The sequence below is a fragment of the Paraburkholderia sp. UCT70 genome (assembly GCF_050434085.1).
GTDB lineage: Bacteria > Pseudomonadota > Gammaproteobacteria > Burkholderiales > Burkholderiaceae > Paraburkholderia > Paraburkholderia tuberum.
In genome coordinates this window covers 3324117-3345985 of the sequence record NZ_JBNPVZ010000002.1, presented here as the reverse complement: position 1 = coordinate 3345985, position 21869 = coordinate 3324117, and the positions used below count along the sequence as shown (strand labels likewise).

At 65.4% G+C, this 21869-nt stretch carries 23 protein-coding genes and 1 pseudogene; 11 read left to right on the top strand and 13 right to left on the bottom strand.

Annotated elements, in window-relative coordinates; all coding sequences use genetic code 11:
* Position 1: 1 nt before the first annotated feature.
* From OKW41_RS17770 to OKW41_RS17760, 3 genes are all read left to right on the top strand, one after another.
* Positions 2 to 1060, top strand: coding sequence for an ABC transporter ATP-binding protein (locus tag OKW41_RS17770; RefSeq protein WP_429573330.1), 1059 nt, complete (start codon positions 2 to 4; stop codon positions 1058 to 1060).
* A 94-nt stretch (positions 1061 to 1154) separates the two neighbouring features.
* A complete protein-coding gene (locus OKW41_RS17765) occupies positions 1155 to 2018 on the top strand; it encodes a MurR/RpiR family transcriptional regulator (RefSeq protein WP_429444340.1) in 864 nt (287 codons plus the stop codon).
* Positions 2019 to 2096: 78 nt separating this feature from the next.
* A complete protein-coding gene (locus OKW41_RS17760) occupies positions 2097 to 3332 on the top strand; it encodes a YbfB/YjiJ family MFS transporter (RefSeq protein ID WP_429573329.1) in 1236 nt (411 codons plus the stop codon).
* Positions 3333 to 3355: 23 nt separating this feature from the next.
* On the opposite strand, the gene OKW41_RS17755 is transcribed toward OKW41_RS17760, so the two are convergent.
* Together OKW41_RS17755 and OKW41_RS17750 are read right to left on the bottom strand one after the other, a co-directional pair.
* Entirely contained in the window at positions 3356 to 3730 is a 375-nt protein-coding gene (locus OKW41_RS17755) for a GtrA family protein (RefSeq protein ID WP_429573328.1), read from the bottom strand.
* On the bottom strand, positions 3727 to 3915 hold the full coding sequence (locus OKW41_RS17750; protein ID WP_429573327.1) for a hypothetical protein: 189 nt from the start codon (positions 3913 to 3915) through the stop codon (positions 3727 to 3729). Before OKW41_RS17750 ends, OKW41_RS17755 begins: the two co-directional genes overlap by 4 nt.
* 47 nt (positions 3916 to 3962) lie before the next feature.
* On the opposite strand from OKW41_RS17750, the pseudogene OKW41_RS17745 reads away from it, so the two are divergent.
* Positions 3963 to 4100 (top strand): annotated as a pseudogene (locus tag OKW41_RS17745) (type II secretion system F family protein); the annotation flags it as partial.
* 127 nt (positions 4101 to 4227) lie between these two features.
* On the opposite strand, the gene OKW41_RS17740 reads toward OKW41_RS17745, so the two are convergent.
* From OKW41_RS17740 to OKW41_RS17715, 6 genes are all read right to left on the bottom strand, one after another.
* Positions 4228 to 4872, bottom strand: coding sequence for a trimeric intracellular cation channel family protein (locus OKW41_RS17740; RefSeq protein ID WP_429573326.1), 645 nt, complete (start codon positions 4870 to 4872; stop codon positions 4228 to 4230).
* Entirely contained in the window at positions 4869 to 6137 is a 1269-nt protein-coding gene (locus tag OKW41_RS17735) for a M20 family metallopeptidase (RefSeq protein ID WP_429573325.1), read from the bottom strand. Before OKW41_RS17735 ends, OKW41_RS17740 begins: the two co-directional genes overlap by 4 nt.
* A gap of 56 nt (positions 6138 to 6193) precedes the next feature.
* The gene (locus OKW41_RS17730; RefSeq protein WP_429573324.1) at positions 6194 to 6649 is read right to left on the bottom strand and encodes a MarR family winged helix-turn-helix transcriptional regulator; all 456 of its coding nucleotides are present in this window, start codon (positions 6647 to 6649) and stop codon (positions 6194 to 6196) included.
* 109 nt (positions 6650 to 6758) lie between these two features.
* Complete coding sequence (locus tag OKW41_RS17725) at positions 6759 to 8093, bottom strand: MFS transporter (protein WP_429573435.1); 1335 nt, start codon at positions 8091 to 8093, stop codon at positions 6759 to 6761.
* Between the two features lie 57 nt (positions 8094 to 8150).
* Complete coding sequence (locus OKW41_RS17720; protein ID WP_429573323.1) at positions 8151 to 9635, bottom strand: amidase; 1485 nt, start codon at positions 9633 to 9635, stop codon at positions 8151 to 8153.
* A 170-nt stretch (positions 9636 to 9805) separates the two neighbouring features.
* Positions 9806 to 10501 (bottom strand): GntR family transcriptional regulator, encoded by a 696-nt coding sequence (locus tag OKW41_RS17715; protein ID WP_187610619.1) that lies wholly within the window; start codon positions 10499 to 10501, stop codon positions 9806 to 9808.
* A 333-nt stretch (positions 10502 to 10834) separates the two neighbouring features.
* Between OKW41_RS17715 and OKW41_RS17710 the strand changes: the two genes are divergently transcribed.
* Positions 10835 to 12388, top strand: a complete 1554-nt coding sequence (locus tag OKW41_RS17710) for a hypothetical protein (protein WP_429573322.1) — start codon at positions 10835 to 10837, stop codon at positions 12386 to 12388.
* Between the two features lie 212 nt (positions 12389 to 12600).
* On the opposite strand, the gene OKW41_RS17705 is transcribed toward OKW41_RS17710, so the two are convergent.
* Genes OKW41_RS17705 through OKW41_RS17695 form a run of 3 tightly spaced genes read right to left on the bottom strand, consistent with a single transcriptional unit; the run spans position 12601 to position 13557 of the window.
* Entirely contained in the window at positions 12601 to 12879 is a 279-nt protein-coding gene (locus OKW41_RS17705) for a 2Fe-2S iron-sulfur cluster-binding protein (RefSeq protein WP_429573321.1), read from the bottom strand.
* A gap of 52 nt (positions 12880 to 12931) precedes the next feature.
* Entirely contained in the window at positions 12932 to 13252 is a 321-nt protein-coding gene (locus tag OKW41_RS17700) for a hypothetical protein (protein WP_187610618.1), read from the bottom strand.
* Positions 13249 to 13557: a 2Fe-2S iron-sulfur cluster-binding protein gene (locus OKW41_RS17695; protein ID WP_187627150.1), complete on the bottom strand. Its 309-nt coding sequence runs from the start codon at positions 13555 to 13557 to the stop codon at positions 13249 to 13251. The genes OKW41_RS17700 and OKW41_RS17695 overlap by 4 nt, the downstream gene beginning before the upstream one ends.
* Before the next feature lie 328 nt (positions 13558 to 13885).
* On the opposite strand from OKW41_RS17695, the gene OKW41_RS17690 reads away from it, so the two are divergent.
* The 6 genes from OKW41_RS17690 (at position 13886) to OKW41_RS17665 (ending at position 20433) form a co-directional block, all read left to right on the top strand.
* Positions 13886 to 14617 (top strand): TenA family transcriptional regulator, encoded by a 732-nt coding sequence (locus OKW41_RS17690; RefSeq protein WP_429444330.1) that lies wholly within the window; start codon positions 13886 to 13888, stop codon positions 14615 to 14617.
* Between the two features lie 104 nt (positions 14618 to 14721).
* Positions 14722 to 16182 carry an aldehyde dehydrogenase family protein gene (locus OKW41_RS17685; RefSeq protein ID WP_429573320.1) on the top strand — a complete coding sequence of 487 codons (1461 nt, stop codon included), beginning with the start codon at positions 14722 to 14724 and terminating at the stop codon, positions 16180 to 16182.
* Positions 16183 to 16238: 56 nt separating this feature from the next.
* Positions 16239 to 16718: a GlcG/HbpS family heme-binding protein gene (locus OKW41_RS17680; RefSeq protein WP_090807607.1), complete on the top strand. Its 480-nt coding sequence runs from the start codon at positions 16239 to 16241 to the stop codon at positions 16716 to 16718.
* Between the two features lie 66 nt (positions 16719 to 16784).
* On the top strand, positions 16785 to 17801 hold the full coding sequence (locus tag OKW41_RS17675) for a 2Fe-2S iron-sulfur cluster-binding protein (protein WP_429573319.1): 1017 nt from the start codon (positions 16785 to 16787) through the stop codon (positions 17799 to 17801).
* A 52-nt stretch (positions 17802 to 17853) separates the two neighbouring features.
* Positions 17854 to 18798: an ornithine cyclodeaminase family protein gene (locus OKW41_RS17670; protein WP_429573318.1), complete on the top strand. Its 945-nt coding sequence runs from the start codon at positions 17854 to 17856 to the stop codon at positions 18796 to 18798.
* Positions 18799 to 18804: 6 nt separating this feature from the next.
* The gene (locus tag OKW41_RS17665; RefSeq protein ID WP_429573317.1) at positions 18805 to 20433 is read left to right on the top strand and encodes an MFS transporter; all 1629 of its coding nucleotides are present in this window, start codon (positions 18805 to 18807) and stop codon (positions 20431 to 20433) included.
* A gap of 13 nt (positions 20434 to 20446) precedes the next feature.
* On the opposite strand, the gene OKW41_RS17660 is transcribed toward OKW41_RS17665, so the two are convergent.
* Together OKW41_RS17660 and OKW41_RS17655 are read right to left on the bottom strand one after the other, a co-directional pair.
* Entirely contained in the window at positions 20447 to 20974 is a 528-nt protein-coding gene (locus OKW41_RS17660; RefSeq protein WP_429573316.1) for an N-acetyltransferase family protein, read from the bottom strand.
* Complete coding sequence (locus tag OKW41_RS17655; protein ID WP_429573315.1) at positions 20971 to 21558, bottom strand: helix-turn-helix domain-containing protein; 588 nt, start codon at positions 21556 to 21558, stop codon at positions 20971 to 20973. The genes OKW41_RS17660 and OKW41_RS17655 overlap by 4 nt, the downstream gene beginning before the upstream one ends.
* Positions 21559 to 21869: the final 311 nt, after the last annotated feature.

The window sequence follows — 21869 nt, the reverse complement described above, 5'->3', positions numbered from 1 at the left end:
CATCTTCAAACGCTATGGCGACACCCAGGTCGTGCACGGCATCGATCTCGACATCGACGACGGCGAGTTCGTCGTGCTGGTTGGTCCGTCGGGCTGCGGCAAGAGCACGCTGATGCGGATGGTGGCCGGACTCGAGGAAATCAGCGGCGGCGATCTGATGATCGGCGGCACGCGCGCGAATACGCTCGCGCCGCAGCAGCGCAACATCTCGATGGTGTTCCAGAGCTACGCGCTGTATCCGCATCTGTCGGTGTATGAAAACATCGCGTTCGGTCCGAGAATCCGCAAAGAATCCTCGGAGAAATTCAAGCCGCGCATCGATGCGGCCGCGAAGATGCTGAACCTCAGTGGCTATCTGGACCGCTTGCCGCGCGCACTGTCGGGCGGTCAGCGGCAACGCGTGGCGATGGGCCGCGCGGTGGTGCGCGAGCCGGCGCTGTTCCTGTTCGACGAACCGCTGTCGAATCTCGACGCAAAGCTGCGCGTGCAGATGCGCACCGAAATCAAGGCCCTGCATCAGCGCTTGAAGAACACGGTGATCTACGTCACCCACGATCAGATCGAAGCGATGACGATGGCCGATCGCATCGTCGTGATGAACGCGGGACGTATCGAGCAGATCGGCCGTCCGCTCGAACTCTATGACCGGCCGGCGAATCTGTTCGTCGCGAGCTTCCTCGGCTCGCCGTCGATGAATTTCGCCGAGGGCGTGATCGTCAATCGCACGCAGGGTGCGGGCCTCGCGTTGAAGCTCGCGGACGGCAGCGAGGTCGCGGTCGAACGCACGCCTGCGTCGGCCGTGGTCGGTGCAAAGGCCATGCTCGGCGTGCGGCCCGAGCACATCGAGATCACGACGCAGATACCGGATGCCGCGCTCGACGTCGAAGTGATCGAGCCAACTGGCGCCGAAACGCAGCTGTACGGGAAAATAGCCAGCGCCTCGTGGTGCGTGACCACGCGCGAGCGCTCGAAGATCGAGCCCGGTCAGCGTGTCGCGCTGCGTCTGCCGGCCGAACACATCCATCTGTTCGATACGGAGAGTGGACGCAGGCTGGTCTGAACCGCGTGCGGCTTGAACTTTGATCAGGCCGATTGAAGCCGAACAAGCTGCGAGCGACGCGGATCCATATGAAACAGCCCCTAAGGAACACCGGGTGTCCGCACCGAACTTGATTCCCCACATCCGCAACGCACTCGCGAGTCTGCGGCCCGCCGAGCGCAAGGTCGCCGACATGGTGCTCGCCGACGTCGACTTCGCGATGCGCGCGAGCATCACCGAACTCGCGCAGCGCGCCGAAGTGTCCGAGCCTTCCGTCACGCGTTTTTGCCGCGCGATCGGTGCGCACGGTCTGCGCGACTTCAAGATGCAGCTCGCGCAGAGCGTCGCGGGCGGGCTGCCGTATGCATCGACCGCGGTCGCGCGCGACGACGACGTGCAGACCTTGATGGACAAGGTCGGCGAAGCGGCGATCGACGGCATCACGCATGCGCGCGGCGCGCTCGATCCTGCCGTGGTCGAAAGCGCGATCGCGGCGCTTTCGAGCGCCCGGCGCGTGTTTTTCTTCGGCGTGGGCTCAGGCTCGGGGCTCGTCGCGCAGGACGCGGCGCTGCGTTTTTTGCGCATCGACATCGCGGCGGCCGCGTTTACCGATGGTCATTTGCAGCGTCTATACGCGGGTCTGATGGAGCCGGGCGACGTCGCGTTTGCGATCTCGCATTCGGGGCGCAGCGTCGAAGTGAATGAAAGCATCCAGATCGCGAAGGAGCGCGGCGCGACGACGATCGCACTGACCAACGTCGGCTCGCGACTCGCATGGCTCGTCGATATTCCGCTGCTGCTGCGCGTGGCGAGCCCGATCGATCCGAACACGCCGGGCGTGTCGCGGCTCGTGCATCTGTGCATCATGGATGCGCTCGCGATCGGCGTCGCGCTGAAGGCCGGGCCCGAGACGCTGGAAAAGATGCGCCACGCAAAGGCGCGGCTCGTGCCGCATCAGCCGGAAGGGGCGGGCGGGTAAGGCGCGCACATTCCGCGACATTCGTCGTCGCTCCAGGTAGAATCGGCTCGCAGCGTTCCCGTTCACGTCCGTTCGCCCATGTCCTCCCGTTCCGCCGACACCGCATCGCACGCGCCATCAACGACCACCGCCGGACGTGTGCCGACCCTGCTGCTGGCCGCCGCGCTATCGCTCGGCAGCGCGTCAGCGCTCGGCTTCGCGCGCTTCGCGTACGCGCTGCTGTTGCCGTCGATGAAACTCGACCTCGGCTGGAGCTTCGCGCAGGCCGGCGCGATGAACACCGCCAACGCGCTCGGCTATCTGCTCGGCGCGCTCGTGTTTCCGCGCCTCGCGCGCCGCTGGTCGGCCGGCGCGCTGTTCGCGGCCGGTTGCGTGCTGACCGCGCTGCTGATGGCCGGCAGCGGCCTCACCGCCAGCACGCATGCGCTGCTGACGCTGCGCGTGATCACCGGTGCGAGCAGCGCGGCGATCTTCATCGGCGGCGGCGTGCTTGCGGCGCGGCTCGCGTCGGCGCGACCGCGCGACGCGGGGCTCGTGCTCGGTCTGTATTACGGCGGTACCGGCTGGGGGATCGTCGCGTCGTCGGTGCTGGTGCCGGTGGCGATCCTTGATGCCGCCCACGGCTGGCAATTCGCATGGTTCGCGCTCGCGGCGGCCTGCGCGGTGTTCGCCGCGGTCGCGATCGGCGCGTCGCGCAGAATCGAGCGCGCGTACTCGAGCGCGGCGGCTGCGGCGCATGCAGCCGCCGCCACCCCCGCCCCGGGCTGGCCGCACTTCGCGGCCGCGCTCGCGGGCTACGGACTGTTCGGCGTCGGCTATATCGGCTACATGACGTTCATCGTCGCGCTGCTGCGCAACGCCGGCATGAGCGCGGCGGTCGTCACCGGTTTCTATCTACTGCTCGGCGCGGCGACCGTGGTGTCGGCGCGGATCTGGTCGACGCTGCTCGATCGCATGCGCGGGGGCCAGGCGCTCGCCCTGCTCAACGCGCTGCTGGCGATCGCGACGCTGCTGCCCGCGCTCTTCACGCAGCCTTGGGTCGCGTTCGTTTCGGGCGCGCTGTTCGGCGCGACGTTCCTGTCGGCGGTCGCGTCGACGACCGCGTTCGTGCGCCACAATCTGCCCGCGAGCCACTGGGCGAAGGGCATCAGCGCCTTCACGATCGTGTTCGCGTTCGGGCAGATCGTCGGGCCGGTCGTGATCGGCTGGGTGTCGGATGGCGCCGGGCTCGCGCGCGGGCTCGTGTATTCGGCGCTGCTGCTGGCGGCCGGCGCGGTACTCGCGGCGTGTCAGAAGGCGTTGCGCGCGACGTGAGTCGCTTTACGCGTGCTTCGTATTCAGCGATACGTCCAGCACCGATGCGCGACGAACGTGAGCGGCGGCACCACGCACACGACTAGCGCGATGCCGAACGCGGGTGGCCCGCCCGCAAGCTGCGTAAGGTGCGATACGAGCGCGGTCGACGTCAGGCCGCCCAGCGACACGACCACGAACCGCCCAGCGTTCATCAACGCAGGCAGCGCAGAAAAACTCCAGAACGTGTTCAACAGATAAGAGGCCGCCGTCGCCCAGGTGAACGCGATCGCGTTGGCCCACGGCGGCGACATGCCGGCGTCCGCGATCAGCGTCAGCGCAATGCAGACATGCAGGCTGGTCGCGATGACGCCGCTCGCGCCAAAGCGCATCAGCCTGACCCGTTCGACCAGCATCATCGCGACGCTCCCTCGCGCTTGCGCAGGATCGCGAACAGCGATACGCCATAAGGCAGCGGCGCATGCGCGAGCCAGTGGCGCTCGGCGCTGAAGACGCGGTACAGCGCCGCGTTGAGCAGCCACGGCGGAATCGCGTCGCCGCTGGAATGCTTGCGACGCAGCCGGTCGGCCCAGCGCGCGGCCACCGCGACCGGATACAGCAGCGTGTTGAAATAGCTGATGCGTTCGACTTCGGGCCGCGAAGATCGCGCTGAAGTTGCTGTTTCCGTTGATGTTCTGCATTTTTCCGGCGCTGCTCGTCGTGCTGATGGGGCCCGCGATGATTCATATCTATCGCGATCTGCTGCCGAGCATGGCGGGTGGCACATGACCACGCACTTCGTCGCGCGCGGATCGACATGTGGAATGAACGGAGAGAGCCGGTGGAACGCACGAGACAGCGTGGCGCGGCGGCGGTGCTGATTCCGCAAACCGCGAGCTGAAGCGCGCAGGACCTGTTATGGATTGTCGCGCGTCTCGGCCGTGCGTCTGCCCTGGAAGACCGGCAGCCGCCAGCCGTAGCGCAGCGACGCGAGCCGCATCAACACGCAAGCCAACGTCGCGAACCACGGCGTCCACCAGTCCGTCCAGCCCGCGTACGAAAAACCGACCTGCACCGCCGCGCCGAACAGCGCGGCCGACGCATAGATTTCGCGCTCGAGAATCGCGGGTACGCGCGAGAGCACGACGTCGCGCATCACTCCGCCGCCCACCGCGCTGACGACGCCGAGCAGAATCGCGAGTTCGGCATTGTGGCCGTACGTGAGCGCTTTCTGCGCGCCCGACACCGCGAACAGACCGAGCCCGATCGCGTCGAAGAACAGCACCGGCTGACGCAGCCGGCGCACCTGCGGATACGCGAGAATCGTCAGCGCCGACGCGGCGAGCGCGGTGGCCAGATAGCGCCAGTTCGACAGCCCCGCGGGCGGGATCGCGCCAATGCAGACGTCACGCACGATGCCGCCGCCGCACGCGACCATGAAGGCGATCACGACGATGCCGAACAGATCGAGCCGTCGCTGACGCGCGGCCACGGCGCCGCTGATCGCGAACACGAAGGTGCCGATCAGATCGAGAATGGTATAGACGGCGTGTGAATTCACTGAGTAGTTTCGTGTTGGTCGAGCCACGCACCGGCCGCGCACAACATGGCTTCGAGACCCGTGCGCAGGGTCGGGTCGAGCACCGGTGCAAACTTCGGGGAGTGATTGCTCGGAATCTCGTTGAGTTTTTTCGCGGCGAGCGCTTTGCGGAACACCTCGGGGTCCGTGCCGCCGACGAACCAGAACGAGTACGGCACGTTCCATTCGCGGCCGAACACGCTGAAGTCTTCGCTCGCGGCGGCCGGCGGCGATTCGTACGCGCGCTCGTCGAACTGCGCCTCGAACGCGCTGCGCACACGCTCGGTGGTCGCGGCGTCGTTGATCGTCAGCGGATAGCTCGATAGCGTCGTGAATTCGGGTTCGCGCGGCGCGTTCGACGCCGCGCACTCGGCGCAGCAGATGCGGCGGATCGCGCCGAGCATGTACTCGCGCACGTCTTCGTCGTAGGTGCGCATGTTGAGCTTCAGCGTCGCATCGTCGGGGATGATGTTTTCTTTCGTGCCGGCCTGCAGAGAGCCGATGGTCAGCACGGCGCTGTCGCTCGGCGCGATTTCGCGCGACACGATGGTTTGCAGACGCAAGGTCGTCGAGGCCGCCATGATGACCGGATCAATCGACGTCTGCGGTTGCGAGCCGTGCGCGCCGCGGCCGAACAGCTTCACCTTGATGCTGTCACCGGCCGACAGGATCGTGCCGCAGCGATAGCCGACCGTGCCCGCCGCGCCGACCATCACGTGCTGGCCGAGAATCACGTCGGGCTTCGGGAAGCGCGTGGTCATGCCGTCGTCGAGCATGCTGCGCGCGCCGCGGCCGACTTCCTCGCCGGGCTGGAACACGGCCATCAGTGTGCCGTGCCATGCGTCGCGATGCGCGGCCATCAAACGCGCGACGCCGAGCAGCCACGTGACGTGCATATCGTGACCGCATGAATGCGCGACGCCGACTTCGATGCCGTCTTCGTCTTTGGTCCTGACCGTGCTTGCGTAGGGCAGACCGGTCGCTTCGGCCATCGGCAGCGCGTCCATGTCGGCGCGCAGCATCACGGTGGGACCGTCGCCGTTGCGCAGCAGCGCGACGACGCCTGTCACGCCGACGTTGCGCGTCACGTCGTAACCCAGCTTTTCCACGTAGTCGGCGACGATGCCCGCTGTGCGCACCTCCCGCATCGACAGCTCGGGGTGCGCGTGCAGATCTTTGTAGATCACGTCGAGTTCAGGCAGCAACGCGTCGATCGCGGTCGCCATCGTTTCGATCAGCTTCGACATGGAGGGCTCCTTGTTAGCGTGAGCGCAAGGGAAAGCGGCGCAATGCGGATCGTCCGTCAGGATCTCGCAGGCGGCGCGCTTGCGGACCCGCTTTCGAGCAGGCTGTGCGAAAGCTTGCGGAGCAGACGCTCGAGCGTCTTGCGCTCGTTCTCGCTGAGCGCCTTCGTGAGCTCGACTTCGAGTTCGGTGCCGACCGTTTCGGATGCCTGCGCAACTTCGAGGCCTTGCGCCGTGGCCCGCAACGCGATGCTACGGCGGTCAGACGCATGCATGCCGCGCGCGATCAGTCCGCGCGTTTCAAGCTCGGCGAGGACCTTGGAAAGCAGCGTCTTTTCGATCAGCGCGCGTTGCGAAACGGACTTGGGGGTGATGTCGGGCTCCGCGCAGACGAGGCGCAGCACGCGCAGCGCACGCACGTCGAGATCCCAGCGCTCGCGGTAGACCAGGTTCGCGCGGTTGATCAGCAACGCGCTGGTCAGATCGAGCCTGAAAGTCAGGAAATCCGAATACAAGAATTTGCTCCGCTGTCCGCGTCATACGCAGTGCAGGCATTATAGGCAAGTAGTTGAAATTTTCAAATACTTGCGCGGGGCGCCGCCCTGGTGCGAGACAGGGGAAGTGTTAGCGAGCGTCGCGCCCGGAGCCGGATTGGGCCACGCGGGCGGCGACACCCATCGGTTCGATCGAAGCGCTTGAATCGGTCTGCTCGCCGCCGAGCGAATCGAGGCTGATGCCGTTGGTCTCGGGCAGAATCCACGCGGTGACGATCACGCATAGATAACCGACGCCCGCGACCAGCGGAATCGCGGAGTCGAGCGCCATATGACCGGTGCTGAGCCAGCCCACGCCAAGCGGGAACAGCGAGCCGATGACGCGCCCCATGTTGTAGGCCACGCCGTAGCCGGTCGCGCGGATTTCGTTCGGGTAGCTCTCCGAGATCGTCGCGGCGATGCCCGAGAACGTTCCCTGCATCAGCACGCCGAGCAGGAAGCCGAGCACGAGCATCGCGCCGTTCGACGCGGGAATCGCCATATAGGCGAGCGCCATGGAAAACGCGCCCGCCGCGAACACGATATACGTGAGGCGTCGGCCGATGCGGTCCGACGAAAACGCACCGAGCACGTAGCCGACGAACGAGCCGAGGATCATGATCGCGAGATAGGTGCTCGTGCCGAAGATCGACAGGCCGCGTTCGAGCTTCAGATAGGTCGGCATCCACGTCGCGATCGCATAGTAGCTGCCGAGCATGCCGCCCGACAGCAGACTGCACAGGATCGTCTTGCCGGCGAGCGGCCGCGCGCAGACACGGCGTAGTCCTTCCAGCGCGGCGGGCGAGTGCTGTCTTCCGAGCGCGCGCGAGAACGCTTCGGGCTCCTTCAGATCGCGCCGAAGATACACAACCAGCAGCGCCGGCACGATGCCGATAAAAAAGCAGCCGCGCCACGCCCACTCCGCCGGCAGCCACGAAAACAGCACGCTATAGACGATCGCCGCGGCGGCCCAGCCAAACGAATAACTGCTCGCCGCGAAGCCGGAGAATTTGCCGCGATTCGCGGGATTCCGGATGATCTCGGTCACGAGCACCATGCATAGCGACGATTCGCCACCGAAGCCGAGCCCCTGCAGTATGCGAAACAGCGCGAGCTGTAGTGGCGAGTTGGCGAAACCGCACGCGAAACATGCGAGCGCGAATAGCACGATGGTCCAGCGCAGAATGCGCACGCGCCCGAAGCGGTCGGCGAGCAGGCCCGCGCCGATCGCACCGACGAGCGACGCGATCAGCGTGTAGGTGACGATGCTGCCCGCGACGGCCTTGTTCATGTGCCAGGTCGCGGCGAGCACCGGGATCAGGAACGAGTAGATCATGAAGTCGTACACATCGACGGCATGACCCATGAACGCGCCCGCAAAGGCTTTCTTCTCGTTCTTCGACAGCGATTCGAACCAGACCATGATGGAGGACTCCGGGCGAGGATGAGGTGGCGGCTGGCGCCGCGAGAATACGAGTGGGTGTTATAGCGGTGGCGCGACGAACGACAGTCCCGCCTGCTCGAGCAGCGCGGCCACCCGCAGCGAACGCAGGTCGTGATAGAGCGGCCCGACGATCTGCACGCCGATCGGCAGGCCGTCCGCGGTCGTGCCGGCGCGGGCCACCGTCGATGGCAGGCCGCACAGACCCGAGTGGCCGGCCCAGAACAGCTGGGTCGTCATCGGCTGCGGGCGGCCGTTGACGTCGAGCGTGCGCTGCCACGGCGCCCCGGTTTCGTCGAGCGTGAAGGCGGCGGTCGCGGCGGCGGGGCACAGCAGCACGTCGATCGTGCCGAACAACTCGCGCCATGCTTCGCAAAACGCGTCGCGCTGCTTTTGCAGCAGCAGCCAGTCGCGGTGACGCAACGCGGTGCCCGCGTATTGCAAGGCGGCGTACGACGACGCGTCGGCGGCCACGGCGGCGCTTGCTGTGAGCGCGGCGGCGAAGGCGTCGTCGTCGAGATAGTGCGAGGTCGACGCGCGCAGCAGCAGCACGTAGGCGCGCATCAGTTGCGCGGCGTCGAGCGCGGGGCGCGCGTCCCAAACCACCGTCGCACCGGCGTCTTCGAGCTGCCGGCCAAGACGCGTGAGGCACGCCTCTACCGGGCCGTCGACGTCGGCGAGCGGATGATTGGCCAGTACGCCGAAGCGGAATTCACGCAGGTCCGTGCGCTCGCAGGGTGGCAGTGCGAGCCTCAGCGCGCTCGCGGCTTCGCCGGGCGGACCGGCGATCGCGCCGAGCACGAGTTCGAGGTCGCGCGCCGAGCGCGCGAGCGGACCCGCGACGTTGATGTCGGGCTGCGCCATGCCGCCGCCGATGCCATGGCCTTTCAGCGACACGATGCCATGCGTGGTCTTGTGCGAGAAGACGCCGCAGAAATGCGCGGGGTTGCGGATCGATGAGCCGACATCCGAGCCGACGTCGAAGAATGACATGCCCGCGCAGACGGCCGCCGCGCTGCCACCCGACGAACCGCCCGGCGTGCGGGACGGATCGCGCGGATTGCGGGTCGTGCCGTAGAGGTCGTTATAGCTTTGCCAGTCGCGCAGATAGATCGGCACGTTGGTCTTGCCGAGCAGCACCGCGCCCGCGTCGAGCAGGCGTTGCACGACGTCCGCATGGGCACTCGCGATGTTCTCGCGATGCGCGGGGTCGCCAAGGGTCGTCGGCCAGCCGCGGACGTCGAAAGATTCCTTGATCGTAAACGGAATGCCGTGCAAGGGGCCGCGCAGCCGCCCCGCGCGCCGTTCCTCGTCGCGTGCTTCGGCGGTGGCGTAGGCGGCGTCGAAATCGGATACGACGACCGCGTTCAGCAGGCCGTTGTCGGCCTCGAATGCGGCTTCGCACGCGGCGACGAGCGAGACGGCGTCGATCTCGCCGGCGCGCATGTCGTGCGCGGCCTGCTGGACAGTGGCGTAACGGTAGCGCTCCGCCTGACTGGCGGCGGGTGGGGAGGAGCTTGGTGTCATGAAAGGCCTGAGAGGGCGATTGATGAGCGGTATGTTGTATACCGTCTATCGCCAAATTCAGTCTGTCAAGTGGCTTGCAGCGTAGTCGACGAAATTATCGGGTGGCGTAAGGCGAGCGCGGTGGCGTGTGCCGCGCCTCGCTTCCTATGCCGCGCGTTTCAAAGGCCGTTTCAACGCGCATTGTTCGCCAGATAGTGCTGGGCGGCGCGCATCACATGCCGCTCGGCGAGCAGCGCCGACAGCGTCGCATCGCCCGACTGCACCGCGCGCAGGATCGCCGCGTGTTCGTCCCAGGTCTGGCGGACTTCCGCATCGCTCGCGTTCGTGAACAGCATGCGCGTGCGGTCGCGCAACGAGCGCATCAGGTCGCTCAGAATCGTATTGGCCCCGGCCGCGTAGAGCAGGTCGTGAAAACGCGCGTTGAGTTCGAGCAGGCCGGCCGTCTCGCCGGCATCGACTTTTGCCTTGCCTTCGGCGAGCACCTGTTCGATCTGGCCGACCAGCTCGGGCGTTCGATGTTCGGCGGCGAGCCGGGCGTTGAGTCCCTCGAGCGTCGCGCGGATCTGGATCATTTCGCGTGCCGCCGACGGCTGCAGCGACGCGACCACCGCGCCGTGCCGTGGCCGCACTTCGACGAGGCCTTCCGAGGCGAGCGCGCGCAGCGCTTCGCGTACCGGCACGCGCGAGACGTCGAGCTCCTGGGCGATGCGTCCTTCCACCAGCCGCTCGCCGGGCGCGTACGTGCCCGAGACGATTGCTTCGCGCAGCCGCGCGGTGACGAGATGCGACAGCTGCTGATGCATGATCGGCGCGCTCGATTGCCCCTGTGCGCCGCTTGCCGCGGTCGTGTCCGCTTCGGTCTTCATAAGGATCTCCAACCTGTGTTGCTGATGGCGTGTGATGCAAGCGATTTTACCTCAGTGCACGTCGCGAATACTGTAGACCTTATACGGAAATACCCGGCTCGGCCTTGTCTGGCGGGGCATTGAAGCACGCGCCGCGCTTCCTCGCGGCTACCGGGAAAGGCGGGATTTTTCCTGCCGCTCGATTCTTCTGCTTTGAAATGCCCCAGCGAATGCGGGTAAACGTCAAGCAAACAGCCGTTGATCCGGTTTTATTTCGTACATAGTATACCGAATGGTTATCTCAAATCAGCCGCGTCCACCCGCGCTCGCAGGTCCGCGCAGTCAGGAGAAGCAATGGAATCTCACGTCGTTCTAACGTCGGCGCACTGGGTTTACCTGTGTGGTGTCGTCTCTATCATCGCGACGCTGGTGTTTCGCGCCAATGTCGTCGCGCCCGCGATTCTCGCGACCTTCGCCACCGTCTTCGCGTTTTCCGGCCAGGTGTCGACCGCGATCGAAGCGGTGTTCTTTGCGCCGCTTACGGCGGCGCGCGAGCTGTTCAATATCTTCCTCGTGATTTCGCTGATGACCGCGTTGCTCAACGCGCTGAAACGGATCAACGCGGATGTGCGCATGGTCCAGCCGTTTCGCGCGGTCATGGTCAACGGGCACGTCGGCTTCTTCGTGCTCGGCTTCGTGAGCTACGTGTTGTCGCTGTTCTTCTGGCCGACGCCGGCCGTGCCGTTGATCGCCGGCATTCTGCTGCCGGCCGCGATTTACGCGGGCGTGCCGCCGCTGGGCGCGGCGTTGTGCATCGGCATCGCGGGACTCGGCACGGCCTTGTCGTCGGACTACGTGATCAAGGTCGCGCCGGGCATCAGCGCGAAAGCGGCCGCGGTCGCGATGCCGGACGTTGCCGACAAGGCGCTGCTGCTGTCGCTGATCACGGGCGGCATCGCTTTCCTGATCGCCTATCTGCGTATCCGCAAGCAGATCCAGGCGCCCGATGCGCGCCATCTCGAACGCTGGGAAGCGACCCAGGTCACGGCGAATGCCGTTGTCACGCCCGCGGCCGGCACGAGTCGCGCGCGCATCCGGCGCGGCAAACCGCAGCATGCGTCGGTCGGCGACGGCGGCCAGGTCAGCGGCGCGAGCGGCTCGCGGGCGTTGTTGTCGTCGCGCGACCTGTTGACGCCGTGGCAGGAGCGCTGGTCCCGCTGCTTCGCGATCGTGATCCCCGTCGCCTTTCTCGCGATCGTTGCCTATATGGTGTTGCCGCATCTGATCCCCGGCTTCAAGGGCGCGAGCGGTGCAGCGGCCGCGGCGCTCGTCGGCGGCGTCTCCGCGTTGCTGATGGTGGCGGTAGCCGCTGCGCGCGACTATCGCGCGATCTGCCGCAGCACGGCCGAGCACGTCACCGAGGGCTTCGTGTTTTCGTTTCGCGCGATGAGCTCGGTGCTGCCGATTGCGGGCTTCTTCTTCATCGGCGTGGCCGGCACCGCGGCGCCGATCCTCGGCTTGCCCGCCGGTACCCATGCCCCCGGCCTGCTTGCCGATCTCGTGAAAGCGGGCGAGGTCTACATTCCGCACAACGCGTTCTTCGTCTCGTACGGCATTCTGCTGGCCGGCATGGTGACGGGCATCGACGGCTCGGGCTTCGCCGGTTTGCCGTTGACCGGTGCGCTGGCGGGCGCGCTCGGCCGCACGGTGGGCTTCGACGTGTCGACGCTCGCGGCGATCGGCCAGATGGGTTCGGTGTGGACCGGCAAGACGCTGACCGCATGGTCGGCGCTCGCGGCGGTGGCGAGCTTCGCGCGTGTGCCGGTGTTGCAGGCGGTGCGCTATCTGTTGCTGCCGGTGGTGTCCGGCCTGGTGGTGTCGACGTTGGTGGCGATTCTGATCTGGTGATGGGGGGCGGGACGCGCCTGTCGTCCGCGCGGTTTTTGCCGGGCCTTGCGCGTTGGTTTGCCGATGCGCAAGGCCTTGGCGGTTTGATCGTCGGCGCGCTTTGCCCGCGAGTTGCGGCCTACGTTTTACGCCTCGCAACGACAAGCAAAAACGCCGGCTTCAGTGCATCGAAGCCGGCGTCCCGGTTTGACTCACTACATTGTGTTGCTAACTCACCATGACACGCTGACGTTGCCATTGACGAAAGTCTGACAGGCCATCCGATAGCCAGCTTTGATTTCGTCTTCGCTCAGATGGCGTCTTTCCTTGTCCTTCACGTTATCGGTATGTTCGATGCCGTGTTCGACCTTGCATTTGCAGGTGCCGCACAAGCCGCCGCCGCATTTGAACGGAATGCCGCCCTTTTCGCGCAGCGAGACGCGCAGCAGATTGCTGTTGGGCGGCGCGCTCACCGACTTGCTGTCGTTGCTGAGGAAAGTAATCTGGATCATTCGGAGGCTTACGTATTGGGTTCGGAGAGGAGGGGATGAAACGGCGCGGCAACTAGCGCGGGGTCAGTTGCGCGGCGCCGTTGCCGTGGCCCGCGAGCTGCCGCAGCGACTCGAGCGCGGCTTCAGGCGTCGCGAATTTTTCGAGGAACCTGGTGGGAACGAGATTGACCGCCGACGGTGTGGCTTCGTCGATCACCCTGATCTTCGTTTCTTTCATGAGCGCGGCGATGACGAACGTGGCGATATGCCGGCCGCCGTAGAGGTAGTCGAAGGTGGCGAGCGGCACGATGCCTTCGGTCGCCTCGGTTCGGTACTGGCCGGGCTTGCTCGTCAGGATCACGTGCGTGCCGGCCGCGACGGAGCGCGTATTCATGCTGCCTGCTCCAGATCGTCCTGCGCGAGTTCGATGTCGTGCTCGATCCATAGTTGGCACGCGAGGCGATAACCCTGCGCAAGCCGCTCGCCGAGCTGTTTTTTTTCCTTCCAGTTGGGCTCGGGCAGATACTGCGCGCCGGACATCACGCGGCACGCGCACTTCGAGCACTTGCCCATGCCGCATTCGTAGCGCAGATGCGGAAACGGGAATTGCTTGATGCCGGCGCGCACGACGAGGTTGGTGTTCTCCTTGACCTCGCCCTGATGGGTCGCGCCGTTTTTGTGAAATACCACTGTTGGCATAACGCTCTCCGTGATTCACTCGGATCTAGTGTAGTCGAAAAAAAAGAATATAGTATACCGTCTACTACCGGATGGTGCCTCGGCGAGGGCCGAAGACAGCGGCAGTTGGCGCGCATATAGGTCCGCTTTTCCCGGGTTTTCCGCGGAAAGGCCGCAATGAAGCGGCGCGTAGACGGAGCGCTTTCCCTCGAACGATTTGCGCAATTCAGGCATTGCAGTATACAGTATTCATTAACCGAGCTACACTAGCTCAACTATTCCTTCCGTGCCCGACGGCATTCGGGCTTTCGACAACGCCAACCTTTTCCCTACCTGTCAGGAGCTTGAAATGGCTGAATTGATGAACCGTGATGACTTCCGCGCCGCGCTGGAGGAAGCCATCAAAGGCAAGAGTGCGAACAAGGCGCCGTTCAGCATCGCGTGGGCGAGCGGCAAGCTGAGCCGCGCGCATCTCGCGCGCTGGGCCGAGAACCACTATCACTACGTGGGCCCGTTCGCCGACTATCTGGCCTACATCTATGCGCGCACGCCGGACCGCTTCACCGAGGCTAAGGACTTTCTGCTCGCCAACATGTACGAAGAGGAAATCGGCGGTGACCGTCATACCGATCTGCTGATCCGTTTCGCCGAAGCGTGCGGCACGACGCGCGAGCGCGTGATAGATCCCGACAACATGTCGCCGACCACGCGAGGCCTGCAGGCATGGTGTTATTCGGTGGCGATGCGCGAGGACCCGATCGTCGCGGTCGCGGCGCTCGTCGTGGGTCTGGAATCGCAGGTGCCGTCGATCTATCGCAAGCAGACGCCGACGCTGCGCGACAAATACCAGTTCACCGACGAGGAAGTGGAGTTCTTCGATCTGCACATCGTGTCGGACGAGATTCATGGCGAGCGGGGCTATCAGATCGTGCTCGAACATGCCGACACGCCCGAGTTGCAGCAACGCTGCCTGAAGATCTGCGAGATCGGCGCGCAGATGCGTCTGCTTTATACGACCGCGCTCTATTACGACTACGTCGAGCAGGATCTGGCGCTGCCCGAACTCGAACTCGCGAGTTGAACCCGCGGCGGCGCGCGCAACGCGGCGCCGTCTTCCGTTGGCATCGCCGCGAGCCAGCCGCCGGCATGGCGCCGGCCATTGCGGCAACAGCACAGGTATCCGTCATGAGCAATCCGGCAACACCAGAGTTCAAGAATCTCATCGCGGGCGAGTGGACCGCCAGCGTGAGCGGCGGCACGTTCGACAACGTGAATCCCGCCGATACGCGCGACATCGTCGGCCGCTTCCAGGCGTCTTCGGCCGAGGACGCGCGCGCCGCGCTGGCCGCGGCGGCTGGCGCGTTCGCCGCGTGGCGGCGCACGCCGGTCGCGCAGCGCGCGGCCGTTCTCAATCGCGCGGCGGCGTGGCTCGAACAGCATGCGGACGGATTCGCGAACGAACTCACGCGCGAAGAAGGCAAGCCGCTCGCGCAGAGCAGGGACGAAATTCTGCGCTCGGCGCAGGTGCTGCGTTTCTATGCGGTGGAAGGTCAGTCGTATTCCGGCGAGACGTTCCCGAGCGACGATCCCGACATGACCGTCCACACGCAGCGCGAACCCCTCGGCGTCGTCGCCGTGATTACACCGTGGAATTTTCCGATCTCGATCCCGGCGCGCAAGATCGCGCCGGCGCTGATCGCCGGCAATACGGTGATCTTTAAACCGTCGTCGGATGCGCCGCTGATCGGCTACCGGCTCGCCGAAGCATTCGCGCAGGCGGGCATGCCGTCGGGTGTACTGAATTTCATCACGGGACGCGCGTCGGAAATCGGCTCCGTCATTACCGCGTCGCCGGTCGTCAGGGCCGTGTCGTTCACCGGTTCGACCGCCGCTGGCGAACAGATTCATCGCTCCCTACCACTGACCACGCGCACGCAGATGGAACTCGGCGGCAAGAATCCGCTGATCGTGATGGACGACGCGGATCTCGACCGCGCCGTCGACCTGACGATCAAGGGCGGCTTCTCGCTGACGGGCCAGGCCTGCACCGGCACGAGCCGCGTGCTGGTCATGCACAGCGTGCGCGATGCGTTCAGCGAGAAACTGCTCGCTAAAGTGAAGACGCTCAAGATCGGCAGCGGCCTCACGCCCGGCATGGACATCGGCCCGCTCGCGACCCGGACGCAGCTCGACACCGTGCTCGACTACGTGGCCTCCGGCAAGGCACAGGCCACGCATCTGTACGGCGGCGAGCGCCTGAGCGGTCCCGATTACGAGCACGGCTATTACGTCACGCCGGCGATCTTCACCGACGTGACGCAGGACATGCGTATCTGCCGCGAAGAAATCTTTGGGCCGGTGATCGCGATCGTCACCGTGACCAGCTACGAGGACGCGATCGCGAAGGCGAACGACACCGAGTATGGGCTCTCCGCCGCGATCGTCACGTCGAATCCCCGCCACATGCACCGCTTCGCGGACGACATCGAGGCGGGCACCGTGAAGATCAACCGCACGACGACGGGCAACGCGATCAACGCGCCGTTCGGGGGGCTCAAGCGTTCGAGCACGTCGACGTTTCGCGAATCGGGGCGTGGCGGTCTCGAGTTCTATACGCAGATCAAGACGGTCTATCGCGGCATCTGAGCGCGGCGAGATCAGCTTTCCGAATCAATGAATCAATCAACAATGAGGGGGTTGCGATGAAACAGATATTTCGCCTGGAACTGGCCGAAGCGCGCGAAATGATCCGCGCGGCCATCGGCCGGGCGCAGCAGATCGACGTGCTCGAATCGGTCTGCATCGTCGACGAGGGCGGCTATCCGCTCGCGCTCGAACGGATGGACGGCGCGCGCATCACTGGGCCGCAGATTGCGTGGAACAAGGCGTTCACGGCAGCCGGCCATAAGCGCTCGACGCATCTGTTCACCCAGCCGCCCAACGGTCCCGCGTTGCCGGGCAACGAAGCGTTCGGCATTCAATGGAGCTTTGAGGGTAAGTTCGCGGCATTCGTCGGCGGCTTTCCTGTTGTCGTCGATGGCCAGGTGGTGGGTGGTGTGGGCCTGAGCGGCGGCAACGGCGAGCAGGACACGCAGTGCGGCCTCGCCGCTTTGCAGGGGCTGCACGATCTGCTCGCGGCGCAGGGGCATAGCGTGCTCGTGGAAGCCGACATCAAGAAATGATGCCGCGGGCCGCCGGTGCATGCCGGGGGTCCTGCCGTTCGCATCGCATCGTCATGAGGTGGCGTCATGTCATACCGGATTCAGGTGCTCGAAACAGGAGCGTGCTTCAGCGCCGAGCGCGACGAATCGCTGCTCGCCGCCGCGCTACGCGCGGACGTGCCGCTTGCGCACGATTGTCAGTTCGGCGCTTGCGGCACGTGCCGCGTGAAAGTGCACGAGGGCACGCTCGACTACGAGGAGTTTCCGCTCGGACTCACCGAGGAGGAGGCGCAGGCGGGATTTGCGCTCGCGTGTCAGGCGCGGCCGCGCAGCGACATTGTGATCGGCGCGGGCCATGCCGGTGCGCCGACATCGGAGCCGGCGCGTCATACGGTGCGCGTCGAGGCGGTACGCTTGCTGGCGCACGACGTCACGCACCTCACGCTCGCGCTTCCAGAGGATGCCGAAATGATTTACCGGCCCGGTCAGTACATGAACGTGATGCTCGAAGACGGTAGTCATCGCAGCTTCTCGATGGCATCCGCCGCGCGCGCGGGCGGCCTCGTCGACTTTCATGTGCGGAAGATCGCGGGCGGCCGGTTCACCGATCGTGTGGTGGCGCAGCTCAAACCGGGCGACCGCCTCGACGTGGAGCTGCCGCTCGGCGGATTCCGACTGCACGAAGAGGACTATCGTCCGTTGCTGATGGTCGCGACCGGCACCGGCCTGGCGCCGGTGAAAGCGATGCTCGAATCGCTGATGGACGATCCCGATTGCCCGCCCGTCACGCTGTACTGGGGCGCGAGAACGGCCGATGGCCTGTATCTGCATGACGAAATCGGCCGCTGGGCGGAGCGTCTCTACGAGTTCCGCTATGTGCCGGTGTTGTCGCGCGCGGACACAGCATGGAGCGGGCGGCGCGGCTATGTGCAGCATGCGGTGTGCGAGGACCATGCGGACCTGTCGGAGCACGCGGTCTATCTGTGCGGCTCGCCCGCGATGATCGCAGAGGCGAAGGCCGCCTTCATCGCGAAGGGCGCGAGCGTTGATCACCTGTACTCGGACAGCTTTACGTTCCAGCACGCCGCAGCGGCGCTCGTGTAGCGCGCGGCGGCGCGCCATCCAGTCATCAGATTCGCACAAGGAAGCATTCTCCATGATTCATCTGAACGACGCGCAGATCGATGCGCTCGTGGGTTTCGACGAAGCGATCCCGACGCTCGAGCAGGCGTTTCGCGCACTGTCGCGGGGACGCGCGGCGGTGCAGCGGCGCGTGCGCACCGAAGCGGGCGGCTTGAAGCTATCGACGCTCGGCGCCGTGTTGCCCGAAGCTGGCGTGACCGGCGCGAAGGTGTACACGACGATCAACGGCCGTTTCTCGTTCTCGATCGTGCTGTTTTCGACCGACGACGGCCGCCCGCTCGCCACGCTCGACGCGAACGCGCTCACGCGAATCCGCACGGCCGCGACCACGGTGCTCGCGGTGCGAGCGCTCGCGCGCGAAGATGCGCGCGCCGTCGCGATTTTCGGCGCCGGCGTGCAGGGGCGCGCGCATGCACAGGCGCTCGCCGCGCATACCGGTTTGCAGTCGTTCAGAATCGTCGGCCTCGATAACGTGGTGCAGGTCGTCGACGAACTCAACGCGCGTCACCGTGCGCGCGGCGTGAAGGCCACCGCAGGCGAAGCCGCCGAGGCGGTGCGTGATGCCGACGTGATCGTCACCGCGACCCGCGCGACCGGTGCGCTGTTCGATGGCGCGACGCTTGCGCCCGGTGCGATGGTCGCGGCCATCGGGTCGAGCCTGCCCTACACGCGCGAGCTCGACGACACGACGCTCGCGCGCGCGTCGCGCATCGTGGTTGAACTGCATGAACAGGCAAGGGAAGAGGCCGGCGACCTGGTGCAGGCCGCGCCCGGCACGTTCGACTGGCGCAACGTAGTCGAACTCGGCGACGTGCTGGAAGGGCGCGCCAGCGGACGCGTGCGGTCCGAGGACATCGTCGTCTACAAGGCGGTCGGCATCGGCTTGCAGGACGTTGCGCTCGCCGGGCTCGCGTGGCGCAAGCATGTCGCTCGCGAAGCGGCCGCACAGCGCGCCTGAACGCCGATGAGCAACGGCACGCCACCCGGCGCCATACCGCACGGGACATCGCCGCCCACCACGGCCCGCTCGTTCCGTCAGTCGCTCTTTGCGATGCTTGGCTTGTCGAGCGTCGTGATGATGGTCGCGATCGATCAGACCGTGGTCGGCACCGCGTTGCCTACCATCGTCGCCGAGCTGAAGGGCTTTAATCTCTATGCGTGGGTCGCGACCGCGTATCTGCTCGCCTCGGTCATCACGGTGCCGATCTTCGGGCGGCTCGGTGACTGGTTCGGACGCAAGCCGTTGATCGTGATCGCGATCGTCGTGTTCACGGCCGCGTCGGTGCTGTGCGGTGCCGCGCACAGCATGCAGGCGCTGGTGCTGTTTCGCGCGTTGCAAGGGATCGGTGGCGGCATGCTGGTGGGCACCTGCTTCGCGTCGATTCCCGATCTGTTTCCCGATCCCGTCGTGCGTTTGCGCTGGCAGGTGCTGTTTTCGAGCGCGTTCGGCGTCGCGAATGCGCTAGGGCCTTCGCTGGGCGGCTTTCTGAGCGAGCACTACGGCTGGCGCTGCGCGTTTTTCGTCAACCTTCCGGTCGGCGTGCTCAGTCTTTATCTGACTGCCCGACATCTACCGAACATTCGCCATCAACTGCGCGGCAAGCTGAGCCCGGACTGGCGCGGCGCATTGTTGATCGCCGCCGGACTCGGTGCGTTGCAACTGCTCGTCGAATCGCTCGCGCAGCAGACGCTGAAGGTTTCGACGATCGCGTTCGGCGTGGTGGCATTGAGCGCGGGCGCGCTGCTCGTGCGCGAGGAACTGCGCGCGGCCGATCCGATTCTGCCGCCGGCGTTGCTGCGCGAGCGGGCCATCATCGCGTTGCTCGCGTTGTCGATGCTGATGGGCTTGGCGATGTTCGCGCTGCTGTTCTATGTGCCGTTGCTGCTGCAAGGCGGCATGGGTCTCAACGCGGATCGCGCCGGCGTGATGGTGACGCCGCTCGTGCTATGCATCACCGTCGGCACGATCGCGAATACGCGCGTCGTCACGCGTCTGCGTAAGCCCAACTTGCTGCTGTACGTCGGCTTCGCGTTGCTGGGCGTGGCGTGTTGGGGCGTCGCGGCCGAACGCATGGAGACCAGTCATGCGTTGATGGCCGCATTGACTGCGGGCGGCGTAGGGATCGGTCTCGTGATGCCGAATCTGACCGTGTTTGCGCAGCAGGTGGCGGGCAAGCGTCAGCTTGGCATTGCGACCGCTATGATCCAGTCGGCGCGGATGGTGGGCGGCATGATTGGAACGGCCGTGGTCGGCACAATCGTGCACGTGCTGTATCGCCAACGCGTGGCCGATGTTTTGCAAGGGCACGGTATCGATACGGACGCGCCGTGGGTTGCGCCCGCCGCGCACAGCCCGCAAGTACTGCTGACGTCTCGCGACGTCGCGACCTTCATTCGCGATGCCCACGCGGCAGGGTTCGACGGCGACGCGCTGATCGCCGCGGCGCGCGTCGCGCTCATGCAGGCCATCGACCACGCGTTGCTCGCGGTGAGCGCGGCAATGGTGCTCGCATGCCTCGCCGTGTCGCTCGTGCCGCTGATTCGCGTGCAGCGATTGGGACGCGAGGTCGCGTCAGTCGCAGTAAGCGAATGAGCGCTGGTGCGGGTCAAAGTTGCTTGCAATAGAAGGTCGTGTCGCAGAACGCACCGTCGGGCATCAGCGCGTAATTCGGCACGCTGCCGACGCGTTGCCAGCCGGCGCGCTGATAGAGCCGTTCGGCATCGCCACCGGTCACGGTGTCGAGCACCAGAACCGATTTCTTCTCTTGCCGCGCGAGCCGATCGAGCTCGCTCATCAAAGCGTGAGCGACGCCGCGCCGGCGTGCCTTTCTATGCACGAGCATCTTCGCGACATCGGCGCGATGCGGTTGATTTTCGGGCTGCGCGGTAATCAGCTGCACGGTGCCGACGATGCCGCCGTCGCGATCTTCGGCGATCAGCAATGCGCGCTCGCCGCGCGCCACGCCTTCCGCGACGTTGCGCCAGAACGCGAGCGCGGAGGCGCGCGAGATCGGCAGCATGAAGCTGACCGATGCTCCGCCTTCCACGCAGTCGATCAGCACGTCGGCGAGCGCTTCGACGCAGGCCGAAGCTTCGTTCGCGCCGACGCGCCGTATGGTCACGTTATCGCTCATCCGTTTCTCCGTTCGTTGACTGGCGATGTGGTCAGCGCGACGAGATAGCGCGCGCGTTTGCGAGTGGGGTTACGGAACACGATCGGGCTGTCGAGCCGCATTGCCAGGCAGTCGCCGGTCTTGAGCCGCCAGCTGGCGTCGCCGACCGTGATTTCCATCGACCCGTCGAGCATCCACACCTGTTGATGAATGTCCGCGTCGCGCGCGCCGGTTTCGTAACTGACGCGCTGACCGGCGGGAAAGTTGACCTCGACCAACTGGATCGCCGAGCGCGCGGTCGGCGACAGATGACGTCGCACATACCCCGAGCTCGGATCGGTCCACACCGCCTGCTCGGTTGCGCGACTGACCGGCGATGGCTCGGCAGCCGGCGCGCCATCCTGCTCGAATAGCGACGCGAGCGGCACGTTCAACGCGGTCGCGAGTTTATCGAGCACGGTCGCGGTAGGGCTGCTCTGACCGCGCTCGATCAGCGAGATATTCGAGCGGCTGACCGTGCTGCGCTCGGCCAGTGCATCGAGCGACCAATTTTGAGCGTCGCGCAGTTCTTTGATCCGGCGCGCGATCTGGGCGTTGATGTCCATGTAATCCAGTTTAAGGGATGCAGTTTCCAGTAAAATAGACGGCGGATTTTTTGTTGTCAATGCGCAAATGCCCACTCACCAATTTGAATAAAAACCCGCACAAAATTTCCGACTCTTTATTCGCCTTGATTCGATAACTTTCAATTAGCCTGTGTCGGAAAAGCCTTACGCCCCATTACGCATAAAATTACACGTATTGGTATAAATACCGATGCTGTAGTCAGACTACATTCCTACATTACTCACCACGGAGAGTCGCTACAGCCCATCCAGTTGCGCCGATTCTTCTTCCCACAGGCAAACGTTTGCAG

What these genes read in the sequence shown, in the direction of transcription:
- OKW41_RS17760 (WP_429573329.1), top strand. Translation starts at nt 2,097, where the DNA reads ATGTCCTCCCGTTCCGCCGACACCGCATCGCACGCGCCATCAACGACC.
- OKW41_RS17755 (WP_429573328.1), bottom strand. Translation starts at nt 3,730, where the DNA reads ATGATGCTGGTCGAACGGGTCAGGCTGATGCGCTTTGGCGCGAGCGGC.
- OKW41_RS17735 (WP_429573325.1), bottom strand. Translation starts at nt 6,137, where the DNA reads ATGTCGAAGCTGATCGAAACGATGGCGACCGCGATCGACGCGTTGCTG.
- OKW41_RS17720 (WP_429573323.1), bottom strand. Translation starts at nt 9,635, where the DNA reads ATGACACCAAGCTCCTCCCCACCCGCCGCCAGTCAGGCGGAGCGCTAC.
- OKW41_RS17715 (WP_187610619.1), bottom strand. Translation starts at nt 10,501, where the DNA reads ATGAAGACCGAAGCGGACACGACCGCGGCAAGCGGCGCACAGGGGCAA.
- OKW41_RS17710 (WP_429573322.1), top strand. Translation starts at nt 10,835, where the DNA reads ATGGAATCTCACGTCGTTCTAACGTCGGCGCACTGGGTTTACCTGTGT.
- OKW41_RS17705 (WP_429573321.1), bottom strand. Translation starts at nt 12,879, where the DNA reads ATGATCCAGATTACTTTCCTCAGCAACGACAGCAAGTCGGTGAGCGCG.
- OKW41_RS17700 (WP_187610618.1), bottom strand. Translation starts at nt 13,252, where the DNA reads ATGAATACGCGCTCCGTCGCGGCCGGCACGCACGTGATCCTGACGAGC.
- OKW41_RS17695 (WP_187627150.1), bottom strand. Translation starts at nt 13,557, where the DNA reads ATGCCAACAGTGGTATTTCACAAAAACGGCGCGACCCATCAGGGCGAG.
- OKW41_RS17690 (WP_429444330.1), top strand. Translation starts at nt 13,886, where the DNA reads ATGGCTGAATTGATGAACCGTGATGACTTCCGCGCCGCGCTGGAGGAA.
- OKW41_RS17685 (WP_429573320.1), top strand. Translation starts at nt 14,722, where the DNA reads ATGAGCAATCCGGCAACACCAGAGTTCAAGAATCTCATCGCGGGCGAG.
- OKW41_RS17680 (WP_090807607.1), top strand. Translation starts at nt 16,239, where the DNA reads ATGAAACAGATATTTCGCCTGGAACTGGCCGAAGCGCGCGAAATGATC.
- OKW41_RS17675 (WP_429573319.1), top strand. Translation starts at nt 16,785, where the DNA reads ATGTCATACCGGATTCAGGTGCTCGAAACAGGAGCGTGCTTCAGCGCC.
- OKW41_RS17670 (WP_429573318.1), top strand. Translation starts at nt 17,854, where the DNA reads ATGATTCATCTGAACGACGCGCAGATCGATGCGCTCGTGGGTTTCGAC.
- OKW41_RS17665 (WP_429573317.1), top strand. Translation starts at nt 18,805, where the DNA reads ATGAGCAACGGCACGCCACCCGGCGCCATACCGCACGGGACATCGCCG.
- OKW41_RS17660 (WP_429573316.1), bottom strand. Translation starts at nt 20,974, where the DNA reads ATGAGCGATAACGTGACCATACGGCGCGTCGGCGCGAACGAAGCTTCG.
- OKW41_RS17655 (WP_429573315.1), bottom strand. Translation starts at nt 21,558, where the DNA reads ATGGACATCAACGCCCAGATCGCGCGCCGGATCAAAGAACTGCGCGAC.